The sequence below is a fragment of the Achromobacter sp. HNDS-1 genome, from assembly GCF_040084795.1.
Classification (GTDB): domain Bacteria; phylum Pseudomonadota; class Gammaproteobacteria; order Burkholderiales; family Burkholderiaceae_B; genus Achromobacter; species Achromobacter ruhlandii.
This window is the reverse complement of record NZ_CP157584.1, coordinates 4,647,868-4,669,011: the sequence shown is the minus strand read 5'-3', so window position 1 is coordinate 4,669,011 and position 21,144 is coordinate 4,647,868. Positions and strand designations below refer to the sequence as shown.

Below are 21,144 nucleotides of genomic sequence, written 5' to 3'. Positions count from 1 at the left end.
GCCGCCCATGTCCACGCCCTTCCCTACCGATCCGCTGCAGGCGGTCACGCACGCCGATCCCTACCCCTATTACGCCGCGCTGGCCCGCGACCGCCCCCTCTACCGGGACACTCGGCTAGGCCTGTGGGTGGCCAGCGATCCAAGGCTGATCCGCGACATCATGCGCCATCCCGCCGCCCGTGTGCGCCCCCTCGCCGAGCCAGTGCCCAAGGGAATCGCCGCGGGTCCCGCCGGCCTGCTGTTCGGCCGCTTCCTGCGGATGAACGATGGTCCGCGGCAGCGCCGTCTCAAGACATTGTTCAGCGGCTTCCTGGCGCAACAGGCGCCGCTGGCCCCCGCGCCCGACTGGCAAAGGCTGGACGTGGACGCACGCTCGGCCAGGGGCATCGACCGCTGCCTGCACGCCGCCCCGGTTTTTGCGCAAGCCTGTGCCATCGGCCTGCCTGGCGCCGTGGCCGCGGAATGCGCACGCGATATCGGCGCGTTCCTCGCAGCCCTGCCGCCCTCCGCCGCCGAGGACCGGACGGCGGCCGGACACGCGGCGGCCGAGCGCCTGCTGGCGCGCCTGCGCGCCCATTTGGACGATCCCGCCGCCAGCCCGGCCTTGCGCGAATTGCGCATCCAGGGCACAGAGGCCGGCCTGGATCCGGTGCTGCTGGCCGCCAACCTGGCGGGCCTGCTGTTCCAGGCCTGCGAAGCCGGCGCCGGCCTGCTGGGCAATGCGCTGCTGCGCGCCGCGCGCCTGGGAGCCGGAGCGGACCTGACGCGGGCGCAGGCCTGGGAAATGGTCGATGCGACGCTGCGGCACGACCCGCCCATCCACAACACCCGCCGCTTCCTGGCCGGCCCGATTGAACTGGACGGCCAGCGCATCGAGGCCGACGAAACCGTGCTGCTGGTGCTGGCCGCGGCCGCCATGGCGCAACCCGACGCGCACTGGACCTTCGGCGCACAGGGCCATGCCTGCCCGGGCCGCGACGCCGCACGGCGCGATGCGGCGGGCGCGCTCGTTCACCTGCTGAAGGCCGGCATCGATGGCGCCGCACTGGCGGCGCGCTTTCGCTACCGCCCCCTGCCCAACGCGCGCATTCCCCAATTTGATTTCACCTAGGAGCCCACGCCATGATCGCCGTGATATTCGAAGTCGAACCCGCCGATGGCAACCCGGCCCCCTATCTGCAGATCGCCGCGGGCCTGATCGATGAACTGAAGACCATTGACGGCTTCCTTTCGGTCGAACGTTTCCAGAGCCTGACGACCCCAGGCAAACTGCTGTCGCTGTCGTTCTGGCGCGACGAGGACGCGGTCAGGCGCTGGCGCTCGCTGGAATCGCATCGCCGCGCCCAGGAGGCGGGACGGGGCGGCGTGTTCGCCAACTATCGCCTACGCGTCGCGCAAGTGCTGCGCGACTATGGCATGCGGGACCGCGACCAGGCGCCGGGCGACAGTCGCGCGCATCATGGCTGACGCCGCGTCTGCCCGTTACCATTGCAGCACCGCCTTTCCCGCGCTCCTCCATGCCTCCTGCCGCTCCCGCCCGCCCCACTGCGCTGCAAGTCGACCTGGCGCGCCTGATCGCGCAGGACATCGTGGCCGCCCGGGCGCGGCCGCGCGCGCGCCATCAGGCCAGGTGGCGCGCCACGGCCTCGACCACCCGGCGCACGTCGTCGCGCGACACGTCCAGGTGCGTCACCATGCGGGTCGGGCCGCCATAGACAGCGCGCATCAGGATGCCGTCGGCCGCCAACGCAGCGGTCAGGGCCTCGCACCGTGCCGGCTCGAACTCCGCGAACACCATGTTGGTGTCCTGGCTCAACACCCGCACGCCGGCGATGGCGCGCAGGCCGTCGGCCAGCACGCGCGCGTTGGCGTGGTCTTCGGCCAGGCGCTCGACGTTATGTTCCAGCGCATACAGGCAGGCCGCCGCCAGCACGCCGGATTGGCGCAGGCCGCCGCCCAGCACCTTGCGCCAGCGGCGCGCGCGGGCGATCAGTTCCTCGCTACCCACCAGCACCGAACCGACCGGCGCGCCCAGGCCCTTGGAAAAGCAGATCGACACCGAATCGAACGACGCGCACAGTTCGGCCAGCGGCTTGCCACTTGCCACGGCGGCGTTGAACACGCGCGCGCCATCCAGGTGCGTGGCCAGGCCATGGCCGCGGGCCCAGTCGGTCGCCGCGCGCACGTAGTCGGCCGGGATCAGCTTGCCATGGAACGTGTTTTCCAACGCCAGCAGACGGGTGCGAGCGAAGTGCGGATCCCCTTCGGGCTTGAGCGCCGCCGCCAGCTTTTCCAACGGCAGCGTGCCATCCTCGGCGTGTTCGATGGGTTGAGGCTGGATGCTGCCCAGCACCGCCGCGCCGCCGCCTTCGTACTTGTAGGTATGCGCCTGCTGACCCACAAGATACTCATCGCCACGCTCGCAGTGCGCCATCAGGCCGGCCAGATTGCTCTGTGTGCCCGACGGAAAGAACAGCCCGGCGGCCTTGCCGGCACGTTCGGCGACGGCTTGCTGCAGCTGGATGACGGTGGGGTCATCCCCCATCACATCATCGCCCAACGGCGCGCTGACCATGGCCTGCAACATGGCCGGGGACGGCCGGGTAACGGTATCGCTGCGCAAATCGATCATGAAACTTCCTTGGAGGAAAATGGAATCCGGTACTGCACGGGCCGGTCAGCCCGCGCGCGCGGCGGGCGCCGCGCGGCTCACGACAAAAATGCCGGCGAGAATCAAGGCCATGCCGCCCAGCTCGACCGGCGACGGACGCTCGGACAGCACCGCCCACGCCATCAGCATCGCCACCACCGGCACGCCCAGGCTGGACAGGCCGGCAATCGAAGCCGGCACCCGCCGGACCACCTGCAGCCACAACAGCCAGCCGGCGGCCGTGGCGATCAGGACGATATAGACCATGCCGGTCCACAGCTGCCAGCCCCACTGCGCCGGAATCTGCGGCACCAGCCACGCCACCGGCGTCATCACCAGTCCGCCGAACAGCATCTGCCAGGCCGTGAAGGTCATCACATCGGGCGCGTGACGCTCGAACATGCGCTTGGACAGCACCGTGCCCACGCCCCAGCACAGGCCGCTGCCCAACCCCAGCAGCACCGGCCGCATCTCGCCCACGCCGTGCCAGGGTTCGATGAACAGCACCAGGCCGATCGCGGCCAGGCCGATGCCGACGCCGTGGCGGGCCGTCGGCCGCTCGCCCTGCAGGCCCCACGCGAACAGCACCACCCAGAACGGCATGGTATAGGCCATCAACGACACCTTGCCGACGCCGCCGGATACCAGCGCGGTCTGCACGAAGCCCTGGAAACCGGCGGTCTGGGTCAGGCCGATCAGCAAGGTCAGCTTCCAGGACGGCAGGCCCAACGGCCGCCGGGTGGCGGCGGCCAGCGCGAACAGCACCAGCGCGCCGGTCACGTAGCGCAGCGCCACGAAATCGAACGGACCGATGTACGGCACGATCAGCTTCATCGCGATCCAGCTGCCCGCCCACACGAGGATGGTGCTGAACATCAGGGCCAGCCCTGCGCGATCGAAACTGCTGCGGCTCACGGCGGCGTCTCCAGTGAAAGTGGCGAAGGAAAAAACGACGATGCCCATGCCGGCAAACCGGCATGGGCATCTCGCATTATGCTCCCGTCGGGCGGGCAACCGTCCACGCCGTCCGCATGACGGACGGCGCGCGCCGCGTCACAGCGGCTTGGACAGTTGTTCCAGGATGGCGGGGTTTTCCAGCGTGGACACGTCCTGCGTCACTTCCTCGCCCTTGGCGACCACGCGCAACAGGCGGCGCATGATCTTGCCGGAGCGGGTCTTGGGCAGGTTGTCGCCGAAGCGGATGTCCTTGGGCTTGGCGATCGGGCCGATTTCCTTGGCCACCCAGTCGCGCAGCGTCTTGGCGATGGCCTGCGCCTCGGCGCCTTCGGGACGGGCGCTCTTGAGCACCACGAAAGCCACCACGGCTTCGCCGGTGGTGTCGTCGGGACGGCCGACCACGGCGGCCTCGGCCACCAGTTCGTGCGCGACCAGCGCCGATTCCACTTCCATCGTGCCCAGGCGGTGGCCCGACACGTTGAGCACGTCGTCGATGCGGCCCATGATCCAGAAGTAGCCGTCCGCATCGCGCTGCGCGCCGTCGCCGGCCAGGTAATAACCGCGCAGCTCCGACGGGAAGTAGCTCTTCTTGAAGCGCTCCGGGTCGCCCCAGATGTTGCGGATCATCGCCGGCCACGGACGCTTGATCACCAGGAAGCCGCCGTTGCCCTGGTCGACGTCGCCGCCGGTTTCATCGACGATGGCGGCGGCGATGCCCGGCAGCGGCAGCGTGCACGAGCCCGGCTTGGTCGGCGTGGCGCCCGGCAGCGGCGTGATCATGTGGCCGCCGGTCTCGGTCTGCCACCAGGTGTCCACGATCGGGCAACGCTCGCGGCCGACGTGCTTGTGATACCACATCCAGGCTTCGGGGTTGATGGGCTCGCCCACCGTGCCGATGATGCGCAGGCTGTCCAGGTCGTATTTGGACGGATGGGTCTCGGGCGCGGCCTCGGCGGCCTTGATCAGCGAGCGGATCGCGGTCGGCGCGGTGTAGAAGGTGGTGACCTTGTGGCGCGCGATCATGTCCCAGAAGCGGCCGGCGTTGGGGAACGTCGGCACGCCCTCGAACACCACCTGCGTCAGGCCGGCGGCCAGCGGCCCGTAGGTGATATAGGTATGGCCGGTGACCCAGCCCACGTCGGCCGTGCACCAGTAGACGTCGTCCTTGCGCGCGTCGAAGGTCCACTTGACGGTCAGCAATGCCCACAGCAGGTAGCCGGCGGACGAGTGCTGCACGCCCTTGGGCTTGCCGGTCGAACCGGAGGTGTACAGGATGAACAGCGGATGCTCGGCGTTGACCGGCACCGGCTCGCAGGTGTCGGCCTGGCCGGCCTCGACGTCGTGCATCCAGAGATCGCGGCCTTCGTTCCAGGCCACCTTGCCGCCGGTGCGGCGATAGACGATGACGCGCTTGACGGCTTCGCAGCCGCCCATGGCGATGGCGTCTTCCACCGCCGGCTTGAGCGGAATGGTCTTGCCGCCGCGCACCTGCTCGTCGGCGGTGATGACCAGCGAGGCGCCGACGTCGACGATGCGCTCCTGCAGGCTCTTGGCCGAGAAGCCGCCGAACACCACCGAGTGCGTCACGCCCAGGCGGGCGCAGGCCTGCATCGCCACCACGGCCTCGATCGACATGGGCATGTAGATGATGGCGCGGTCGCCCTTCTTGTAGCCCAGCTTGGCGATGCCGTTGGCGAAGCGGCACACGCGCGCCAGCAGTTCGCGGTAGGTGACCTTGGTGACCTTGCCGTCGTCGGTCTCGAAGATGATGGCGGTCTTGTCGGCGTTGCCGTTGGTCAGGTGCACGTCCAGGCAGTTGGCCGAAACGTTCAGTTCGCCGTCGCCGAACCAGCGATAGAACGGCGCGTTGGATTCGTCCAGCACCTCGGTGAACGGCTTGGTCCACTGCAGGTTGTCGCGGGCCTGGCCGGCCCAGAAGCCGTCGAAATCCTTTTCGACCTGCGCGCACAGCGCGTTGTACGCGTCCATGCTGGGAATCGCGGCGCCCTGCGCCGCGCGCTCGGGCGGCGGGAACACCCGGGTTTCCACCAGTACGGACTCAATAGCATTCGACATGATCTTGTCTCCAATCTGTGATTCTGTTGTTGATGCCGCTTTTATCTGACTGCCCACTCGCAACCGTATCGCCGCGCTCTTACGGGCACCTTACGCAAAATACGGGCCATAAGCCCGTATCCCGCGGGAACGCGCGCCAAACATGGCGGCAACGGCATCGACAACTGACAGCGCAATACGCAACCCGCCGGACATCGCGCCGCCATCAGGCGCAGCGATGTCCGGGACTTCATAAGAATATCAGTTGCGGCGAACACCCGCGCCGTCAGGCGGCGCGGCGCGCCAGGCCGCGCGCCATGTCCACGCGCGACAGCAGGATCAGGCCGCCGACAAAGAACAGCCCGGTGACCAGGATGGCCAGGCGGTGGTTGCCATGCGTGGCCCAGGTCACCAGGCCGTAGGTCAGCGGGCCAATGACCGCGGCCAGTTGCACCGCGAATGTCCACAGCGAAAAGAATTCGGCCAGGCGTCCGGCCGGCGCCAGCGCGCCGGTCATGGCGCGGCCCGCGCTCTGCGTCGTGCCCATGCACAGGCCGGCCAGCGTCGCGGCCACCCAGAACACCGGCGCCGTCACCGCGGCGTAGGCCACCAGCACCATCAGGATCCAGCCGCACAGCGTGATCGCCAGCGCCGGCTTGTGGCCGATCCGGTCCTGCACATAGCCGAACGAGAACGCGCCGGCCGCGGCGCCGATGTTGACGGTGAACACCAACAGCATGATCTGCGGCGTGGTGAAACCCATGACCTCCGAGGCATACACCGCCGCAAGCGTGATCACCACCGAAATGCCGGCCTGATAGCAGGCGATGCACATCAGCAGGCGGCGGAACTCGGGAAAATGCTGGCCGGTCTCGCGCCAGGCATAGGCCAGGCGCTTGAGCATCGCCAGCGCCGCTTGCGGCTCGCCGGAAGGCCGCGCGCGCTCGCGCAATATGAAGAACGACGGCAGCGCCGCCAGCGCGAACACCGCACAGGTCACCAGGATGACACGCGGCACGAAATGCTCGGCGTCGAGCCCGTCGGCCTCGGCCAGCTTCACCACCACCAGCGACAGGCCCAGCGTGAGCATGCCGCCGCAGTAACCGAAGCTCCAGCCCCAACCCGATACCCGGCCCAGCGCGGAGGGCTTGGCCAACTCGGGCAGGAACGCCGCCACCACGGACTCGCCGACGCAATAACAGTAATTAGAGATGACGATGGCGGCCAGCGCCAGCCATACGTCGCCCGGCCCCGCCTGGGTCAACACCAGCGTGGCGGCCACGCAGCCGATGGTGCTGCTGTACAGCAAGCGCCGCTTGCCGGCGCGGGCGTCGGCTCGCGCCCCCAGCGTGGGCATCGTCAGCATGATGAGCAGATAGGACAGCGACAGCGCCGCGGTCCAGGCCAGCGTGGCCCACGGCGCGCGGCCGCCGACCACGCCGACGAAATAGGTGCTGAACACCGCCGTGAGGATCACGGTGGTGTAGCCGGAATTGGCGAAGTCGTACATGGCCCAGGCCCAGACTTCGCGCTTGGCCACGCCGGGGTTCAGCGGACTCCTGTCCGCCGCCCCGCCGGCGGAGACGGCGGCGCCATCGGGCGCCTGCCGCGGCGTTTCCTGGCTCACAGGCCCAGCGCGGCGATGCCAGCCTGGGCGATCTGGGCGTCTTCGGTGGACTTCACGCCCGACACGCCGACCGCGCCCACCACGTGGCCGTTGGCCACGATCGGCACGCCGCCTTCCAGCATGCCTTCGATCAGCGGCGCCGACAGGAAGGAATAGCGGCCATTGTTGATGATCTCTTCGTAGACGCGCGATTCGCGGCGCCCCAGGGCCGCGGTCTTGGCCTTGGCCGGCGCGATGTGCGAGGAAATGGGCGCGGCGTCGTCCAGCCGCAGCATGCCCAGCAGGTGGCCGCCATCGTCCGACACGGCGATGGTGACGGCCCACTTGTTCTGCAGGGCGTGTGCTTCGGCCGCGGCCAGGATTTTCTTGACGTCTTCGGCGCTCAGCACGGGTTTGGTATTCATTGCAGCGACTCCTTGATCTGTTCCAGGGCGGTGGGGTCTTCGATGGTGGTCAGGTCGCCGGGATCACGGCCTTCGCATACCGCGACAATGGCGCGGCGCAACACCTTGCCCGAGCGGGTCTTGGGCAAGGCGCCCACGAACCGGATCCGGGCCGGTCGCGCCACCGCGCCCAGCTGATCTTCCACCAGCCGCATGATATCCGCTTCCAGCTGCTTTGCGCCCTCCGGCGTCTCCGCCGTGGCCGGATTCTTCAGCACGGCGAAGGCCATCGCCACCTGCCCCTTGAGTGCATCGGCCACGCCCACCACCGCGCACTCGGCGATGCCGCTGTGGCTGTTGACCGACTCCTCGATCTCGCGCGTGCCCAGGCGGTGGCCGGCCACGTTGATCACGTCGTCGGTGCGGCCCAGGATGAACCAGTACCCATCCGCGTCGACCAGGCCCCAATCGAAGGTGGAATACACCTGGCGGCCCGGGATCGACGTGAAGTAGGTCTGCACGAAGCGCGCGTCGTCGCCCCAGATGGTCGACATGGCGCCCGGCGGCAGCGGCGGCACGATGGCTACCACGCCCTTCTGGTCGGGGCCCAGGTCCTCGCCGCTGGACTCGCTGACGATGCGCGCATCGAAGCCATAGACCGGGAACGACGGACTGCCGAAACGGGTCGGCACCTTTTCCACGCCCGGCTGTGCCGACAGGATCGGCCAGCCGGACTCGGTCTGCCAATAGTTGTCGATGATGGGCTTGCCCAGCCCTTCGGAAATCCACTGCGCGGTGGGTTCATCCAGCGGTTCGCCGGCCAGGTACACCGCCCGCAGCGAAGACAGATCATGCTTGCGCAGCATGGCCGGATCCTGGCGCTTGAGCACCCGCACCGCCGTCGGCGCCGAAAACAATGTGTTGACGCCGAACTGTTCCACCAGCTTCCACAGGATGGCCCCGTCCGGCCGCACCGGCGTGCCTTCGTACAGCACGGTCGCCTGGCCGCCGATCAGTGGGCCATACACAATATAGGAGTGCCCCACCACCCAGCCGATGTCGCTGGTGCAGAAGAACGTATCGCCGGCCTTGCCGTCGAACAGGTACTCCATCGACGAAGCCAGCGCCACCGCGTAACCGCCGGTGTCGCGCTGCACGCCCTTGGGTTTGCCGGTGGTGCCGGACGTGTACAGGATGTAGCTGGGTTCGGACGACTCCAGCCAGGCCACCGGCACGCGGGCGCCGCGCTGGGCGGCGCGCAGCGTGGCGTAGTCCAGGTCGCGCCCGGGCACCGGCTCGAACGGCGCCAGGCCGCGGTCGAACACCACCACGGAAGCCGGCGGCGTCTTGCACAACCCCAGCGCCCGGTCCAACAAGGGTTTGTACGGCACCACCTTGCCCGCGCGCGAGCCGCCGTCGGTGCACACCACCACCTTGGGCGCGGCATCATCGATGCGCTGCGCCAGGTTGACCGAGGCAAAGCCGCCGAACACCACCGAGTGCACCGCGCCGATGCGCGCGCAGGCCAGCATGGTGAAGACCGCCTCGGGCACCATCGGCATGTACAGCAGCACGCGGTCGCCGCGCCCCACGCCCAGGTCCTGCAGCATGGCCGCGGCCGCATTCACCTCTTCATAGACGTCCTGGCGGGTATAGACACGTTCGCGCTCGACCTCGGTCGAGACCCAGATCAGGGCCGGCTTGTCCGCCTGGGTCGGCAGCCAGCGGTCGACGGCGTTGTAACAGAGGTTGGTCCTGCCGCCCACGAACCACTTGGCGAACGGCGGCCGGGAAAAATCCAGGACCGACTCGAACGGCGTCTCCCAATGCACGCGGTCGGCCTGCTCGCGCCAGAAGGCCTCCCGGTCGTGTACCGAGCGGTAATGGAAATCCCGGGTTTTTTGCATTTTTGTCTCCTGTTATTGTGCATACGCCTTAAGGCTGATTGCTTTCTTTTTGAATCCTTCGGTCATTTTGGTAGGCAAACCTTGCACCAGGCTTGCCGCAAGTCAAAAAATTCTGCCACGCGTCTACGCCGCACGGGCGCCGGGCTGGTTACAGTAACGAACCAGTCTTAAAAGTTTGGTAGAATCCCCCGCAAGTTGTAGACAACATATCAGTTGGTTCGCTGCTTGATTCCCGCTATTCAGGTGTTTTTTAGCGTTTTTGACGCTTTATTACCCGGAAAATGCGAAACAGGCGGCAACCTTCCCCAGGCGAATGCATCGACACTCCAAAAGCGCGCGACTGAATTCATCCTCTGGCCAGGCAAACCGCGGTCTGCGTTTGCTGGCGCTGGCGGCGTGCGTCGCGGGTCTGGCGGGTTGTGCAAGCACCAATCAAAAGTCCACCGCCTATACGTCCGAGATCGATCCGTACGAGACGGAATGGGTCGCCACCGCCGATGACCCCATCGGCATGCTGGTGGTGCAGAAATTCAAGCGTGAACGCCAGCGCAGCCACAGCGGTGTCAACAGCGACAACGCCATGGTCAGCGAAGCCCTGAACTACCTGGGCATCCGCTACCGCTTCGGCGGCAACTCCCCCGATACCGGTTTCGATTGCAGCGGCCTGGTGGCCTACACCGCTGAACGCTCGCTGGGCCTGAAGCTGCCCCGCAACGCCGCCGAAATCGCACAACAGGGCGTGTCCATCGACAAGAACGAGCTCAAGGCCGGCGATCTGGTCTTCTTCAACACCATGGGCCGCCGCTATTCGCATGTCGGCATCTATCTGGGCGACGACCGCTTCGTGCACTCGCCCAGCTCTGGCGGCGTGGTGCGCGTCGAAAACATGACCATGGCGTACTGGTCCAAGCGCTACAACGGTGCCCGCCGCATCGACACCAGCCTGGTGGCCACGGCCCGCGCGGCCAACTGATTCCTGCCATTCTGACCGGCCGGCCTGGCCGGCGCCATCGTCCGAACGGCACGATCCGCGCACGCCGCCGCGCGGCCTGGTCCAGACAGCAAAACGCCGCCGGACTTGCCAGTCCGGCGGCGTTTTTCATTCCTCTTCGCGGCGCGGGGCCGCAGGCCTGTTCGGCCTCCCCAGTTTTCAGTGTTGGTGGCGGCTCGGCACGATGTCAGTGGACCGCGGCTCCGGCGGCGCCCGCGCACAGGCCGCATTGCTGCAGGGCCTGCTGCATGCTGCACACCGAACGGCGACAAGCCACGACCCGGATACCGCCGCGCTGCGCCGCGTTGCGGAAGGTCTTCATGACGTTATGCCCCAGGAAGTCGGTCAACAGGATGACCAGCTGGGTGCCCGAGGGCAGCTGCAACGTCTTCTTCTGATGCGAGGGATCACGGCCACTGATGTGGTGCGTGATCGAAATGTTGTGTCCTTTGAGCAGATCCGGGATGTTGCCGAGCCTGTCGGCCCCCACTACCACTGCACTCAATCCTGCCGTCATGTTGAACCTCACTGGGTCGTTGAGACTGGATGTAATGATAATGATTCCTATTTTTTAGTCAACTCAAATGAGATCGGTTCTTATTTAATTATTTTTATGAGCTCATGGAAAGGGATAGCGAGCGACCCCTTTCTCCGCGCTTCCCCGCGCCCTGGACGGACAACGGGCAAGAAAAAAGGCGGTCTCCCGAACGAAGAACCGCCTTGGCTCGACACGCCGCCGCGCTTATTTCGGCACGCCCTGCACCGCCTCGGTCACGACCGCGCGGGTCAGGGACGGGGCCAGCATTTCCAGGAAGGTGTACACGTAGTCGCGCAGGAACACGCCGGCCTTGACGCCGACGCGCGTGGTGTGGGTGCCGAACAGATGCCCCACGGGCAGCCCGACCAGGCTCGAATCCCGTCGCGGATCGTAGGCCACCCCGGCGATGATGCCGATGCCCAGGCCCACGTCCACGTAGGTCTTGATCACGTCGGCGTCGATGGCTTCGAGGACGATGTCCGGGTGGATGCCCTGATTGGCGAAGACCTCGTCGATCGTGCTGCGGCCGGTAAAGGCGCGGTCATAGGTCACGATGGGGTATTCCGCCAGCTGCGCCAGCGACAGGCGCTTGGCGGCGCTGGAAGTCAATTCGGCCAACGGATGGTCCGGCCGCACCACCACGGTGTGCTCCCAGGCATAGACCGGCAGGGTCGCCAGGCCGGGCGTCAATGCCAGCGACTCGGTCGCCAGCGCCAGGTCGGCCTGCTCGTGCAGCACCATCTCGGCCAACTGCGCCGGGCTGCCTTCGGCCAGCGACAGGTGCACCTTGGGGAACTGCTTGCGGAACGCCGGGATCACGCGCGGCAGCAGGTAGCGCGCCTGGGTGTGGGTGCAGGCGATCACCAGGCCGCCTTCATCGCGGCGGGCGAATTCGTCGCTGACCTTCTTCAGATTGTCGACCTCGCGCATGATGCGGTCGATCACCTGCGACACGGCCAGGCCGGGCTTGGTCAGCCCTTTGATGCGCTTGCCGTGGCGTTCGAAGATCTTGATCCCGAGCTCATCCTCGAATTCGATGATGGCCTTGGATACGCCCGGCTGTGAGGTATAGAGCATCCGGGCGGCTTCGGTCAGGTTGAAGTCGCGCCGGATGGTTTCGCGCACAAAACGAAATTGCTGCAGGTTCATGAATTGGCCCCTGATAGACGGGCCAATTATAAGTAATAAAGACGCCTTGTTATATAACTTATTAATATAAGCTTAGGACAAGGCGTCCCTCTTTCAGCGCATCGAGATCGTGGTGTTCACGGTCTTGGCATGGGCCGACCAGCGCGCCGTGACGGTCTTGGTCTGGGTCCAGAACTGCACCGCCTGCTTGCCGTTGGGGCCCAGGTCGCCCAGCTTGGAGCCGCGCGAACCGGTGAAACTGAACCACGCCACCGGCACGGGGATCGGCACGTTGATGCCGACCTGGCCGACGTCGATGTTGTTCTGGAAGTAACGCGCCGCGCCGCCGTCCTGCGTGAACAGGGCAACGCCGTTGCCGTTGGGGTTGCGGTTGATGAATTCCACCGCCTCTTCCAGCGTTTCCGCGCCGACCACGCACAGCACCGGACCGAAGATTTCCTCGGTGTAGATGGTCATGTTCTCGGTCACGCCATCGAACACGGTCGGGCCGACGAAGTTGCCCTGCTCGAAGCCGGAGACCTTCAGGTTGCGGCCGTCCAGCAGCAGCTTGGCGCCTTCGTCCACGCCCTTCTGAATCAGGCTTTCGACGCGCTTCTTGGCGTTCGGCGAGACCAGCGGGCCCAGGTCGGCGGCGCGGTCCATGCCCGAATTGACCTTGAGTTTCTTGGCGCGCTCAACGAAATCGGGCAGCCAGTTGCGGGCTTCGCCCACCAGCACGGCCACCGACGAGGCCATGCAGCGCTGGCCGGCCGCGCCGAAGGCCGCGCCCAGCAACTGGTTCAGCGCCACTTCCGGATCGGCGTCCGGCAGGATCACGCAGTGGTTCTTGGCGCCCATCATCGACTGGCAACGCTTGCCGGCCGCCGAAGCACGGTTGTAGATCTCGGTGCCGACGCGGGTCGAACCAATGAACGACACGGCCTTGATGTCGGGATGCTCGCACAGCCCGTTGGCCGTTTCCGGACCACCATGCACCACGTTCAGCACGCCCGGCGGCAGGCCGGCTTCCAGCGCCAGCTGCGCCAGGAACAGCGACGAGCTCGGGTCCTGCTCGGACGGCTTGAGCACGAAGGTATTGCCGCAGGCCACCGCGATCGGGAACATGAAGCACGGCAGCATCACCGGGAAGTTGAACGCGGTGATGCCCGCGCACACGCCCAGCGGCTGGATCAGCGTGTAGACGTCGATGCCCGAAGCGGCGTTCTCGGCGTACTCGCCCAGTTGCAGATTGGCGATCGAGCAGGCGTGCTCGACCACTTCCAGGCCGCGGCCGACTTCGCCTTCGGCGTCGGGCAGGGTCTTGCCATGCTCGCGGGTGATCATCTCGGCCAGCTTGGCGGTGTTGGCGCGCAGCAGTTCCTGGAACTTCAGCATGACGCGCATGCGCGCGCCCTGGCCGCTGTTGCGCCAGGTCTTGAAGGCTTCCTTGGAATTGGCGATGGCCTCGTCCAGTTCCGCGCGCGTGGCGAACGGCACCTTGGCCACGACTTCCTGGGTGGCGGGGTTGATCACGTCGCGCCATTCGGTGGTCTTGGACTGCACGAGCTTGCCGCCGATCAATAGCGGAACGCGGGGGACTTCACTCATTTGATGCTCCTCACACTGCATAGTCGATGCGGATGGATTCCGCGTTCTTGGATCTCGCGCGCGCGCCGCCGGGCGAGCCCTGGCGGCGCGCCGCGCCTTACTTCTGCACCAGCGGGCAGGCCGAATCGGCCAGCGGCTGGAAGGCCTCGGCCGCCGGAATGGTGGCCACCAGCTTGGAATAGTCCCAGCCGCCCTTGGACTCGGACGGCTTTTTCACTTCGTACAGATACATGTCGTGGATCACGCGGCCGTCGGGGCGGATCGAAGCGTTGCGCATGATCGGGTCCTTGATCGGCAGTTCGCGCATCTTGTCGGCCACCACCTTGCCGTCGGTGCTGCCCGAGGCCGCCACCGAACGCAGGTAGTGCAGCACGCTGGAGTACACGCCGGCCTGCGTCATGGTCGGCTTCAGGCCGCGGAAGGCCTTCTCGAAGCGGGTCGACCACTGGCGCGTGGCGTCGTCGTAATCCCAGTAGAAGCCGTCCACGTACGACAGGCCCTGGGCGCTCTCCAGCCCCAGCGCGCGCAGGTCCGACAGGAAGATCAGCAGCGACACCAGGCGCTGGCCGCCGGCCACGATGCCGAACTCGCGCGCCTGCTTGACCGCGTTGACGGTATCCTGGCCGCCGTTGGCCAAGGCCACGACCTGCGCCTTGGAGCTTTGCGCCTGCAGCAGATAGGAGGCGAAGTCCGGCGCGTTCAACGGATGCCGCACGCTGCCGGCGACGGTGCCGCCCAGCGCCTTGACCGCCTTGGCCGTGTCGGCCTCGAGCGAATGGCCGAAGGCGTAGTCGACGGTGATGAAGTACCAGGACTTGCCGCCCGCCCTGACCGTGGCCTTGGCGCCGCCGGCGGACTGCGAATAGGTGTCGAACATCCAGTGGAATCCGACCGGCGAGCATTCCTTGTTGGTCAGCGCCGTGGTGGCCGGGCCGGAGAACATCACGACCTTGTTCTTTTCGCGCGCGATGCCCTGCACCGCCAGCGCCACGGCCGAATTGGTCAGGTCGGCGATGGCGGTGACGCCGTCGCGATCGAACCATTCACGCGCCTTGGCCGCGCCCACATCGGCCTTGTTCTGGTTGTCGGCCGACACCAGCTCGATCTTCATGCCCTTGCACTCGGCCGCCAGGCAATCGTCGATAGCCAATTGCGCCGCCGCCACCGAACCGGGCCCGCCCATGCCGGCGTAGGTGCCCGACATGTCGGTCAGGATGCCGATCTTCACCGGCGGTTTATCCGCCGCGTACGCCTGGCCCAACAGCGCTGCGCCCAGACACAAGCCTGCGGCCAGCCCGCGTGCGTGCAATTCCATGGATTTGTCTCCTGAGTTTTATGCGTTATGGGGCCGTCTTCGCGACCCGCGGCTCCCGGAGCATTACCCCCAGGGCTGCCGACCCAGTGTAGATGTGTGAAAATCAACAAGCAACACCAGAAATGCACATTCCTTGTGCATCAATGCACAATCAATGCGGGGACGAAAAACATGCTGGATTGGGACAGCCTCCGGTATTTCCTGGAGGTCGCGCGAACCCAGCGCGTCAGCGCCGCGGCGCGCAAGCTGGGCGTCGAACACACCACGGTCTCGCGCCGTATCCGCGCCCTGGAAGCCGAATTGGACACGCTGCTGTTCGAGAAATCGCGCAGCGCCGGCTTCGTGCTGACCGAGGACGGCCAGCGCCTGTTCGTACACGCGGAGCAGATGGAGAGCACGGTGCACAGCGCCCGCGAGACGCTGTCCGGGATCGGCCAGGCGCTGTCCGGCCACCTGCGCATCGGCGCCACCGAGGGTTTCGGCAGCTACGTGCTGACGCCGCTGGCGGCCGATTTCCAGCGGCGCTATCCGCACATCACGCTGGACATCCTGCCGGTGCCGCGCTTCGTCAGCCTGTCCAAGCGCGAGGCCGACCTGGCCATCACAATCGAACGGCCCCAGCGCGGGCCCTACGTGTGCAGCAAGCTGTGCGACTACACGCTGCGCCTGTACGGCACGCCCGAGTACCTGGCGCGCCATCCGCCGATCCGCGGCCGCGCCGACCTGGCCGGCCACAGCTTCATCGGCTACGTCGACGAACTGCTGTTCAGCGAACGCCTGCGCTACCTGGAAGACCTGCTGCCCGCCAGCCGGGTGGTGTTGCGCAGCACCAGCGTGGTGGCGCAATACCATGCGGCGCTGCAGGGCCAGTCGCTGGCCATCCTGCCCTGCTTCATCGCGGCGCAGGACCCCAGGCTCAAGCCGGTGCTGGAAAAGGAAGTGGAGATCACCCGCTCGTTCTGGATGTACTGCCACGAAGACCTGCGCAAGCTCAAGCGCGTGACGGTGCTGTGGGAGTTCATCCGCAAGTCGGTGCTGAAGAACGCCGACCTGCTGGCCGGCAAGCGCGGCACGATGAAATACCTGCCCTGAAACCGGCAGCGGCGGCGCGGGTCAGGCCGCGCCGACGGCCAGGCCCGGCAGCGGGACGCCGAGGCTGGCGGCCCGTCCGGCATGTCCCCGCGTCCCTGGGGCGGGCCGCGGGTCGGGCCGCTAGCTGTTCTTGGGCGCCTTGACGCGCAGGCGGCGCATCAACAGGAAGGCCGTGAAGGCGGCCACCACCAGGTGGATCGCCACGGTGCCGACGCCGAAACTGAGCTTGCCGTTGGAAATCCAGGCGCGCGACAGGTTGATCAGGTTCATGTACAGCAGGCCCACCAGGCCGGCGATCAGCAAGTCGCCCGAACGTCCCAGGCGCGGGTTGACGGCGCCCAGCGGAATCGCCAGCAGCGCCAGGTTCAGCGCGGCCAACGGCAGCGAGATGCGCCACATCACCTGCGACCAGCTGCTGGTGGTGTTGTCGGCCATCAGCTGCGGGGTGGTGCGCGCCTTGGCCGAGCGTTCGGCGGCGGCGCGCGCGGACGCGACCGGGTCGTCGCCGCCCTTGCTTTCCAGGCGCAGCCCGTATTTATCGAAGTGCACCAGGCGGATCTCGGGCGTACCTGGCTTCAGGTCGTAGCGATGGCCCTCGCCCAGCACCAGGAAGCGGTCGCCGTTGGGCAGGGTTTCGCTGTGGGCGCTGCTGGCGGTCAGGACGCTGAGCCATTCCGGCCCGGTCTCGCGCGCGAACACGTTGCCCAGTTCGTCGGTCGGCTTGGCCGGATCCTCGGCGAAGAACACGCGGTTGCCGCCCGCCGATTCCGCGAACTGGCCCGCCGTGACCTTGGACAGATCGGAGCGCTGCTCAAAGCGTTCGTGGTATTCGCCGATCTGCCGATAGGCCCAGGGCGCGGCCACCAGCGTCAGCCCGGCCACCGCGATGGCCACGGGAATGGCGACGCGCAGCACCGGCTTGAGCCAGTCCGCCAGCGACAGGCCGCTGGCGAACCACACCACCATCTCGGATTCCCGGTAATTGCGCGTGACCGTGGTCAGCACCGCAATGAAGACCGACACCGCCAGGATGGTCGGCAGGGCCGTGATGGTGGACAGCGCGGCCAGCACGAGCACGACGTCCGCCCCGATGTTGCCGCCCGCCGCCTCACCGAGCAGGCGCACCAGCAGCACGCTGAGCCATACGATGAGCAACGTGGAAAAGACAACGCCAGCGTGACTGGTGATCTCGCTGACGACAGAGCGTTTGAATAGAGACATGGGAGAATATGCGGGATAATCGACCGCATCATACAGACGCACACGGGAAACCCTCATGGAATTTAGCACACAGACCACCGCTTCCCTGCACCAGATCAAAACCGCCGCGCTGGCGGTCGGGGTCTACGCCGACGGCGTGTTGAGCCCCGCGGCCGACCTGATCGACCGCGCCTCCAACGGCGCCGTGCGCGCCGTCGCCAAGAACGAGTTCCGCGGCCGCGCTGGTTCCACCCTGGTGCTGCGTTCCCTGCCGGGCGTGGCGGCCCAGCGCGTGGTCCTGGTGGGCCTGGGCAAGCAGGATGAATACGCTGCCCGCGCCCACGCCTCGGCCGAACAGGCCTTCGCCGCCGCCTGCGTCGCGGCCCAGCTGACCGAAGGGGTGTCCACCCTGGTCGCCAACCCGATCGCCGACGTGCCCCTGGTTGCCCGCGCCCGCAGCGCCGCCATCGCCGCCGGCAGCGCCACCTATCACTACGATGCCAGCTTCGGCAAGCCCGACCGCGACGCCCGTCCCAAGCTCAAGAAGATCGTGCAGATCGTCGAGCGCGCGGACGCCGCCCAGGTCCAGAAGGGCCTGCGCGAAGGCGCCGCCATCGCCAACGGCATGGAACTGACCCGCACCCTGGGCAACCTGCCTGGCAACATCTGCACCCCCACCTACCTGGGTGACACCGCCAAGCGCCTGGCGCGCGAATACAAGTCGCTCAAGGTCGAGGTCATGGACCGCAAGCAGGTCGAGGCACTCGGCATGGGTTCGTTCCTGTCGGTGGCGCGCGGCTCCGAGGAAGCGCTGCGCTTCATCGTCCTGCGCCATGCCGGCAAGCCCGCCAAGAAGGGCGCCAAGGCATCCGAGGGCCCGATCGTGCTGGTCGGCAAGGGCATCACCTTCGACGCTGGCGGCATCTCGCTCAAGCCCGCCGCCACCATGGACGAAATGAAGTACGACATGTGCGGCGCCGCCAGCGTGCTCGGTTCGTTCCGCGCCCTGGCCGAGCTGGAACTGCCGCTGGACGTGATCGGCCTGATCCCGGCCTGCGAAAACCTGCCGAGCGGCAAGGCCAACAAGCCGGGCGACGTGGTCACCAGCATGGCCGGCCTGACCATCGAGATCCTCAACACCGACGCCGAAGGCCGCCTGGTGCTGTGCGACGCGCTGACCTACGCCGAGCGCTTCAAGCCGTCCACCGTGATCGACATCGCCACCCTGACCGGCGCCTGCGTGGTGGCCCTGGGCCACGTCAACACGGGCCTGTTCACCAAGGACGACGCGCTGGCCGAGGCCCTGTCGGCCGCCGGTCGCCAGGCGCTGGACACCGCCTGGCGCATGCCGATGGATGACGCCTACCAGGACCAGCTCAAGTCCAACTTCGCCGACCTGGCCAACATCGGCGGCCCCCCGGCCGGCGCCGTCACGGCCGCCTGCTTCCTGTCGCGTTTCACCAAGGCCTACCGCTGGGCCCACCTGGACATCGCCGGCACCGCCTGGAAGAGCGGCAAGGACAAGGGCGCCACCGGCCGTCCCGTGCCGCTGCTGATGCAGTTCCTGCTGGACCAGGCTTGACCCCGCACGCACGGAAACCGGCATGACGCGCATCGACTTCGCCTTCGGCGCGCCCGACCGCCTGCGCATGGCCTGCCAGGTGGTGCGCAAGCGCTACCTGGCGGGGCAACGCTTGGTGGTGTACTGTAAAGAAGGCTCGCGCCTGGCGGCCTTCGATCGCATGTTGTGGGCCTTCGACGACACCTCGTTCGTGCCGCATGTCCTGGCCAATGACCCGCTGGCGGCCGAGACGCCCGTCGTCCTGACCGCCGGCGATCCGCAGCAGGCGGCGCAGGCCGCCGGCGACGGCCCTTCGCCCTGGCTGCTCAATCTCGACGACAACTGCCCGCCGGGCTTCGAGACCTTCGAGCGGCTGCTCGAGATCGTCTCGGACGATCCCGACGACAAGCAGGCCGCGCGCCAGCGCTGGCGCGTCTATCAGGGCGCCGGCCACACGCCGCAAAGCCACGACCTGAGCCAACGGCAGCCGGGCGCCTGACCGCCCTCTCCGCCTCCCGCGCCGCCCCCGGCGGCGCCATCTCGACCCTCGGGAGCCCCCATGCCCCACCGCCCTTCCGACCCCGGTATCCCCACCTTGACCCAGCGGGCCGAGCCGACGCTGTCGCCGTCCACGCCGCCGGACATCGCGCCGCTGACCGATGTGGCGCGCGGGCGCGAATCCGCCCATGACAGCGACGCCTTCCCCCTGCTGACCGACATAGCTCGGCGTGACGACGCCTTTCCGTTGCTGACGGACGTCGCCCGGGATGACGACGCCTTCCCGCTGCTGACCGACGTCGCCCGGGATGACGACGCCTTCCCGTTGCTGACCGACGCCGCCCGGGATGACGACGCCTTCCCGTTGCTGACCGACGCCGCCCGGGATGACGATGCCTTCCCGCTGCTGACCGACGCCGCCCGGGATGACGATGCCTTCCCGCTGCTGACCGATGTCGCCCGGCACGGCGCCGACGCGCCGCGTCCGGCTGAAGCGACCGATACGCCCGCCCTGCCGTCGCCCGCCGCGGTGGTCGCGCCAGCCGCCCCGGCCGCCGCATCGCCGCAGGCCTCGGTGCTGGCCGCCCGCCTGCAGGCGGAAGTCGAACAGGTCATGCGCCAGGCCCTGGCCGACGCCATTGGACAGATCCAGGCACGCATGGACGAGGAACTACCGCGTATCGTGGCGCGGGTGATGCAGGACGTCAGGCCCGGTTGAAACCGGCTTGACCATCCCCATAACAGGGTCATGCCTGCCCGCCCTGCGCGCTAATGCTTCCGAAAACTGGATTCTTCAGGGAACTGTAAGGTATCCTTGGCATCTAAGCCTTCTAGGCAAATCAATTTCTGCCGTACACAGGAGTCCTCCATGAACGAATACCGTCCGTCCCCCTTTAACCGTTCCGGCACCCTCGCCGGCGCGCCGGGCGAGGTCGTGCGCAACAAAGTGCTGCGCAACACCTATTGGCTCCTGGCGCTCTCGCTGATCCCGACCGTATTGGGCGCGGCCGTCGGCCTGTACACCGGCATCAATCGTGTCATGGGCGCCAGCCCGGGCCTGTCCGCCATCGTGTTCCTGGTGGGCGCCTTCGGCATGATGTTCGCCATCGAGAAGAACAAGAACAACTCGCTGGGCGTGGTGTTGCTGCTCGCCTTCACGTTCTTCATGGGCGTAATGCTGTCGCGCCTGCTCGGCTTCGTGATGGGCTTCAGCAACGGCTCGCAGCTGGTCATGACGGCCTTCGGCGGCACGGCGATCGTGTTCGGCACGATGGCTACGCTGGCCACCACCATCAAGCGCGACCTGTCCGGCCTGCAGAAATTCCTGTTCATCGGCGCCGTCGTGATCCTGGTGGCGGCCCTGGCCAACATCTTCCTGCAACTGCCCGCGCTGATGCTGACCATCTCGGTGCTGGCCATCGTGATCTTCTCGGCGTTCATGCTGGTCGACCTGCAGCGCGTCGTGAACGGCGGCGAAACCAACTACGTGTCCGCCACGCTGGCCATCTACCTGGACGTCTACAACGTCTTCTCGAACCTGCTGATGCTGCTGGGCATCTTCGGCGGCAACCGCGAGTAAGCGCGCCGCTGTCACAGTCGCAAGGGCCTGCATGAACCATGCAGGCCCTTTTTCA

Annotated in this window: 19 protein-coding genes; 8 read left to right on the top strand and 11 right to left on the bottom strand. The window is 67.1% G+C overall.

Annotated features, from left to right (window positions below; genetic code table 11):
• Nucleotides 1–7 precede the first annotated feature (7 nt).
• On the top strand, nt 8–1,111 hold the full coding sequence (locus ABFG95_RS21575; RefSeq protein WP_175144324.1) for a cytochrome: 1,104 nt from the start codon (nt 8–10) through the stop codon (nt 1,109–1,111).
• An 11-nt stretch (nt 1,112–1,122) separates the two neighbouring features.
• Nucleotides 1,123–1,467, top strand: coding sequence for an antibiotic biosynthesis monooxygenase (locus ABFG95_RS21570; protein ID WP_068951548.1), 345 nt, complete (start codon nt 1,123–1,125; stop codon nt 1,465–1,467).
• Nucleotides 1,468–1,621: 154 nt separating this feature from the next.
• Here ABFG95_RS21570 and ltaE read toward each other — a convergent pair whose 3' ends face one another.
• From ltaE to ABFG95_RS21540, 6 genes are all read right to left on the bottom strand, one after another.
• Nucleotides 1,622–2,632 carry a low-specificity L-threonine aldolase gene (gene ltaE, locus ABFG95_RS21565; RefSeq protein ID WP_348994913.1) on the bottom strand — a complete coding sequence of 337 codons (1,011 nt, stop codon included), beginning with the start codon at nt 2,630–2,632 and terminating at the stop codon, nt 1,622–1,624.
• Between the two features lie 45 nt (nt 2,633–2,677).
• The gene (locus ABFG95_RS21560) at nt 2,678–3,565 is read right to left on the bottom strand and encodes a DMT family transporter (RefSeq protein WP_348994912.1); all 888 of its coding nucleotides are present in this window, start codon (nt 3,563–3,565) and stop codon (nt 2,678–2,680) included.
• 138 nt (nt 3,566–3,703) lie between these two features.
• The gene (gene acs / locus ABFG95_RS21555) at nt 3,704–5,683 is read right to left on the bottom strand and encodes an acetate--CoA ligase (protein WP_049072210.1); all 1,980 of its coding nucleotides are present in this window, start codon (nt 5,681–5,683) and stop codon (nt 3,704–3,706) included.
• A 265-nt stretch (nt 5,684–5,948) separates the two neighbouring features.
• On the bottom strand, nt 5,949–7,289 hold the full coding sequence (locus ABFG95_RS21550; RefSeq protein ID WP_054416774.1) for an MFS transporter: 1,341 nt from the start codon (nt 7,287–7,289) through the stop codon (nt 5,949–5,951).
• Nucleotides 7,286–7,693: a heme-binding protein gene (locus ABFG95_RS21545; protein ID WP_049072207.1), complete on the bottom strand. Its 408-nt coding sequence runs from the start codon at nt 7,691–7,693 to the stop codon at nt 7,286–7,288. The genes ABFG95_RS21550 and ABFG95_RS21545 overlap by 4 nt, the downstream gene beginning before the upstream one ends.
• Nucleotides 7,690–9,579, bottom strand: coding sequence for a propionate--CoA ligase (locus tag ABFG95_RS21540; RefSeq protein WP_054416770.1), 1,890 nt, complete (start codon nt 9,577–9,579; stop codon nt 7,690–7,692). The genes ABFG95_RS21545 and ABFG95_RS21540 overlap by 4 nt, the downstream gene beginning before the upstream one ends.
• Nucleotides 9,580–9,892: 313 nt before the next feature.
• On the opposite strand from ABFG95_RS21540, the gene ABFG95_RS21535 reads away from it, so the two are divergent.
• Nucleotides 9,893–10,552, top strand: coding sequence for a C40 family peptidase (locus ABFG95_RS21535; protein WP_049072205.1), 660 nt, complete (start codon nt 9,893–9,895; stop codon nt 10,550–10,552).
• 205 nt (nt 10,553–10,757) lie between these two features.
• Here the strand turns inward: ABFG95_RS21535 and ABFG95_RS21530 are convergent, their stop codons facing one another.
• From ABFG95_RS21530 to ABFG95_RS21515, 4 genes are all read right to left on the bottom strand, one after another.
• Nucleotides 10,758–11,087, bottom strand: a complete 330-nt coding sequence (locus ABFG95_RS21530; protein ID WP_006389316.1) for a DUF2325 domain-containing protein — start codon at nt 11,085–11,087, stop codon at nt 10,758–10,760.
• 225 nt (nt 11,088–11,312) lie between these two features.
• Nucleotides 11,313–12,257, bottom strand: a complete 945-nt coding sequence (locus ABFG95_RS21525; RefSeq protein ID WP_049072204.1) for a CysB family HTH-type transcriptional regulator — start codon at nt 12,255–12,257, stop codon at nt 11,313–11,315.
• A gap of 93 nt (nt 12,258–12,350) precedes the next feature.
• Nucleotides 12,351–13,844 carry a CoA-acylating methylmalonate-semialdehyde dehydrogenase gene (locus ABFG95_RS21520; protein WP_049072202.1) on the bottom strand — a complete coding sequence of 498 codons (1,494 nt, stop codon included), beginning with the start codon at nt 13,842–13,844 and terminating at the stop codon, nt 12,351–12,353.
• Nucleotides 13,845–13,941: 97 nt separating this feature from the next.
• The gene (locus tag ABFG95_RS21515) at nt 13,942–15,159 is read right to left on the bottom strand and encodes an ABC transporter substrate-binding protein (protein ID WP_049072200.1); all 1,218 of its coding nucleotides are present in this window, start codon (nt 15,157–15,159) and stop codon (nt 13,942–13,944) included.
• 171 nt (nt 15,160–15,330) lie between these two features.
• Here ABFG95_RS21515 and ABFG95_RS21510 point away from each other — a divergent pair, with 171 nt between their 5' ends.
• Nucleotides 15,331–16,251, top strand: a complete 921-nt coding sequence (locus ABFG95_RS21510) for a LysR family transcriptional regulator (RefSeq protein WP_049072197.1) — start codon at nt 15,331–15,333, stop codon at nt 16,249–16,251.
• Between the two features lie 120 nt (nt 16,252–16,371).
• Here the strand turns inward: ABFG95_RS21510 and lptF are convergent, their stop codons facing one another.
• On the bottom strand, nt 16,372–17,472 hold the full coding sequence (gene lptF, locus ABFG95_RS21505) for an LPS export ABC transporter permease LptF (RefSeq protein ID WP_054416769.1): 1,101 nt from the start codon (nt 17,470–17,472) through the stop codon (nt 16,372–16,374).
• A 55-nt stretch (nt 17,473–17,527) separates the two neighbouring features.
• On the opposite strand from lptF, the gene ABFG95_RS21500 reads away from it, so the two are divergent.
• The 4 genes from ABFG95_RS21500 (at nt 17,528) to ABFG95_RS21485 (ending at nt 21,089) form a co-directional block, all read left to right on the top strand.
• A complete protein-coding gene (locus tag ABFG95_RS21500) occupies nt 17,528–19,033 on the top strand; it encodes a leucyl aminopeptidase (protein WP_063583533.1) in 1,506 nt (501 codons plus the stop codon).
• 22 nt (nt 19,034–19,055) lie between these two features.
• On the top strand, nt 19,056–19,511 hold the full coding sequence (locus ABFG95_RS21495) for a DNA polymerase III subunit chi (protein WP_049072187.1): 456 nt from the start codon (nt 19,056–19,058) through the stop codon (nt 19,509–19,511).
• A 60-nt stretch (nt 19,512–19,571) separates the two neighbouring features.
• Nucleotides 19,572–20,228: a hypothetical protein gene (locus ABFG95_RS21490; RefSeq protein WP_348994911.1), complete on the top strand. Its 657-nt coding sequence runs from the start codon at nt 19,572–19,574 to the stop codon at nt 20,226–20,228.
• A 150-nt stretch (nt 20,229–20,378) separates the two neighbouring features.
• Nucleotides 20,379–21,089 carry a Bax inhibitor-1/YccA family protein gene (locus ABFG95_RS21485; RefSeq protein ID WP_006393496.1) on the top strand — a complete coding sequence of 237 codons (711 nt, stop codon included), beginning with the start codon at nt 20,379–20,381 and terminating at the stop codon, nt 21,087–21,089.
• Nucleotides 21,090–21,144: the final 55 nt, after the last annotated feature.

Bases quoted from the DNA above. Each gene is read 5' to 3' on its own strand.
- ABFG95_RS21530 (WP_006389316.1), bottom strand. From the start codon at position 11,087: ATGACGGCAGGATTGAGTGCAGTGGTAGTGGGGGCCGACAGGCTCGGC.
- acs (WP_049072210.1), bottom strand. From the start codon at position 5,683: ATGTCGAATGCTATTGAGTCCGTACTGGTGGAAACCCGGGTGTTCCCG.
- ABFG95_RS21540 (WP_054416770.1), bottom strand. From the start codon at position 9,579: ATGCAAAAAACCCGGGATTTCCATTACCGCTCGGTACACGACCGGGAG.
- ABFG95_RS21515 (WP_049072200.1), bottom strand. From the start codon at position 15,159: ATGGAATTGCACGCACGCGGGCTGGCCGCAGGCTTGTGTCTGGGCGCA.
- ABFG95_RS21545 (WP_049072207.1), bottom strand. From the start codon at position 7,693: ATGAATACCAAACCCGTGCTGAGCGCCGAAGACGTCAAGAAAATCCTG.
- ABFG95_RS21495 (WP_049072187.1), top strand. From the start codon at position 19,056: ATGACGCGCATCGACTTCGCCTTCGGCGCGCCCGACCGCCTGCGCATG.
- ltaE (WP_348994913.1), bottom strand. From the start codon at position 2,632: ATGATCGATTTGCGCAGCGATACCGTTACCCGGCCGTCCCCGGCCATG.
- ABFG95_RS21485 (WP_006393496.1), top strand. From the start codon at position 20,379: ATGAACGAATACCGTCCGTCCCCCTTTAACCGTTCCGGCACCCTCGCC.
- ABFG95_RS21510 (WP_049072197.1), top strand. From the start codon at position 15,331: ATGCTGGATTGGGACAGCCTCCGGTATTTCCTGGAGGTCGCGCGAACC.
- ABFG95_RS21535 (WP_049072205.1), top strand. From the start codon at position 9,893: ATGCATCGACACTCCAAAAGCGCGCGACTGAATTCATCCTCTGGCCAG.
- ABFG95_RS21525 (WP_049072204.1), bottom strand. From the start codon at position 12,257: ATGAACCTGCAGCAATTTCGTTTTGTGCGCGAAACCATCCGGCGCGAC.
- ABFG95_RS21520 (WP_049072202.1), bottom strand. From the start codon at position 13,844: ATGAGTGAAGTCCCCCGCGTTCCGCTATTGATCGGCGGCAAGCTCGTG.
- ABFG95_RS21575 (WP_175144324.1), top strand. From the start codon at position 8: ATGTCCACGCCCTTCCCTACCGATCCGCTGCAGGCGGTCACGCACGCC.
- ABFG95_RS21490 (WP_348994911.1), top strand. From the start codon at position 19,572: ATGCCCCACCGCCCTTCCGACCCCGGTATCCCCACCTTGACCCAGCGG.
- ABFG95_RS21570 (WP_068951548.1), top strand. From the start codon at position 1,123: ATGATCGCCGTGATATTCGAAGTCGAACCCGCCGATGGCAACCCGGCC.
- ABFG95_RS21500 (WP_063583533.1), top strand. From the start codon at position 17,528: ATGGAATTTAGCACACAGACCACCGCTTCCCTGCACCAGATCAAAACC.
- lptF (WP_054416769.1), bottom strand. From the start codon at position 17,472: ATGTCTCTATTCAAACGCTCTGTCGTCAGCGAGATCACCAGTCACGCT.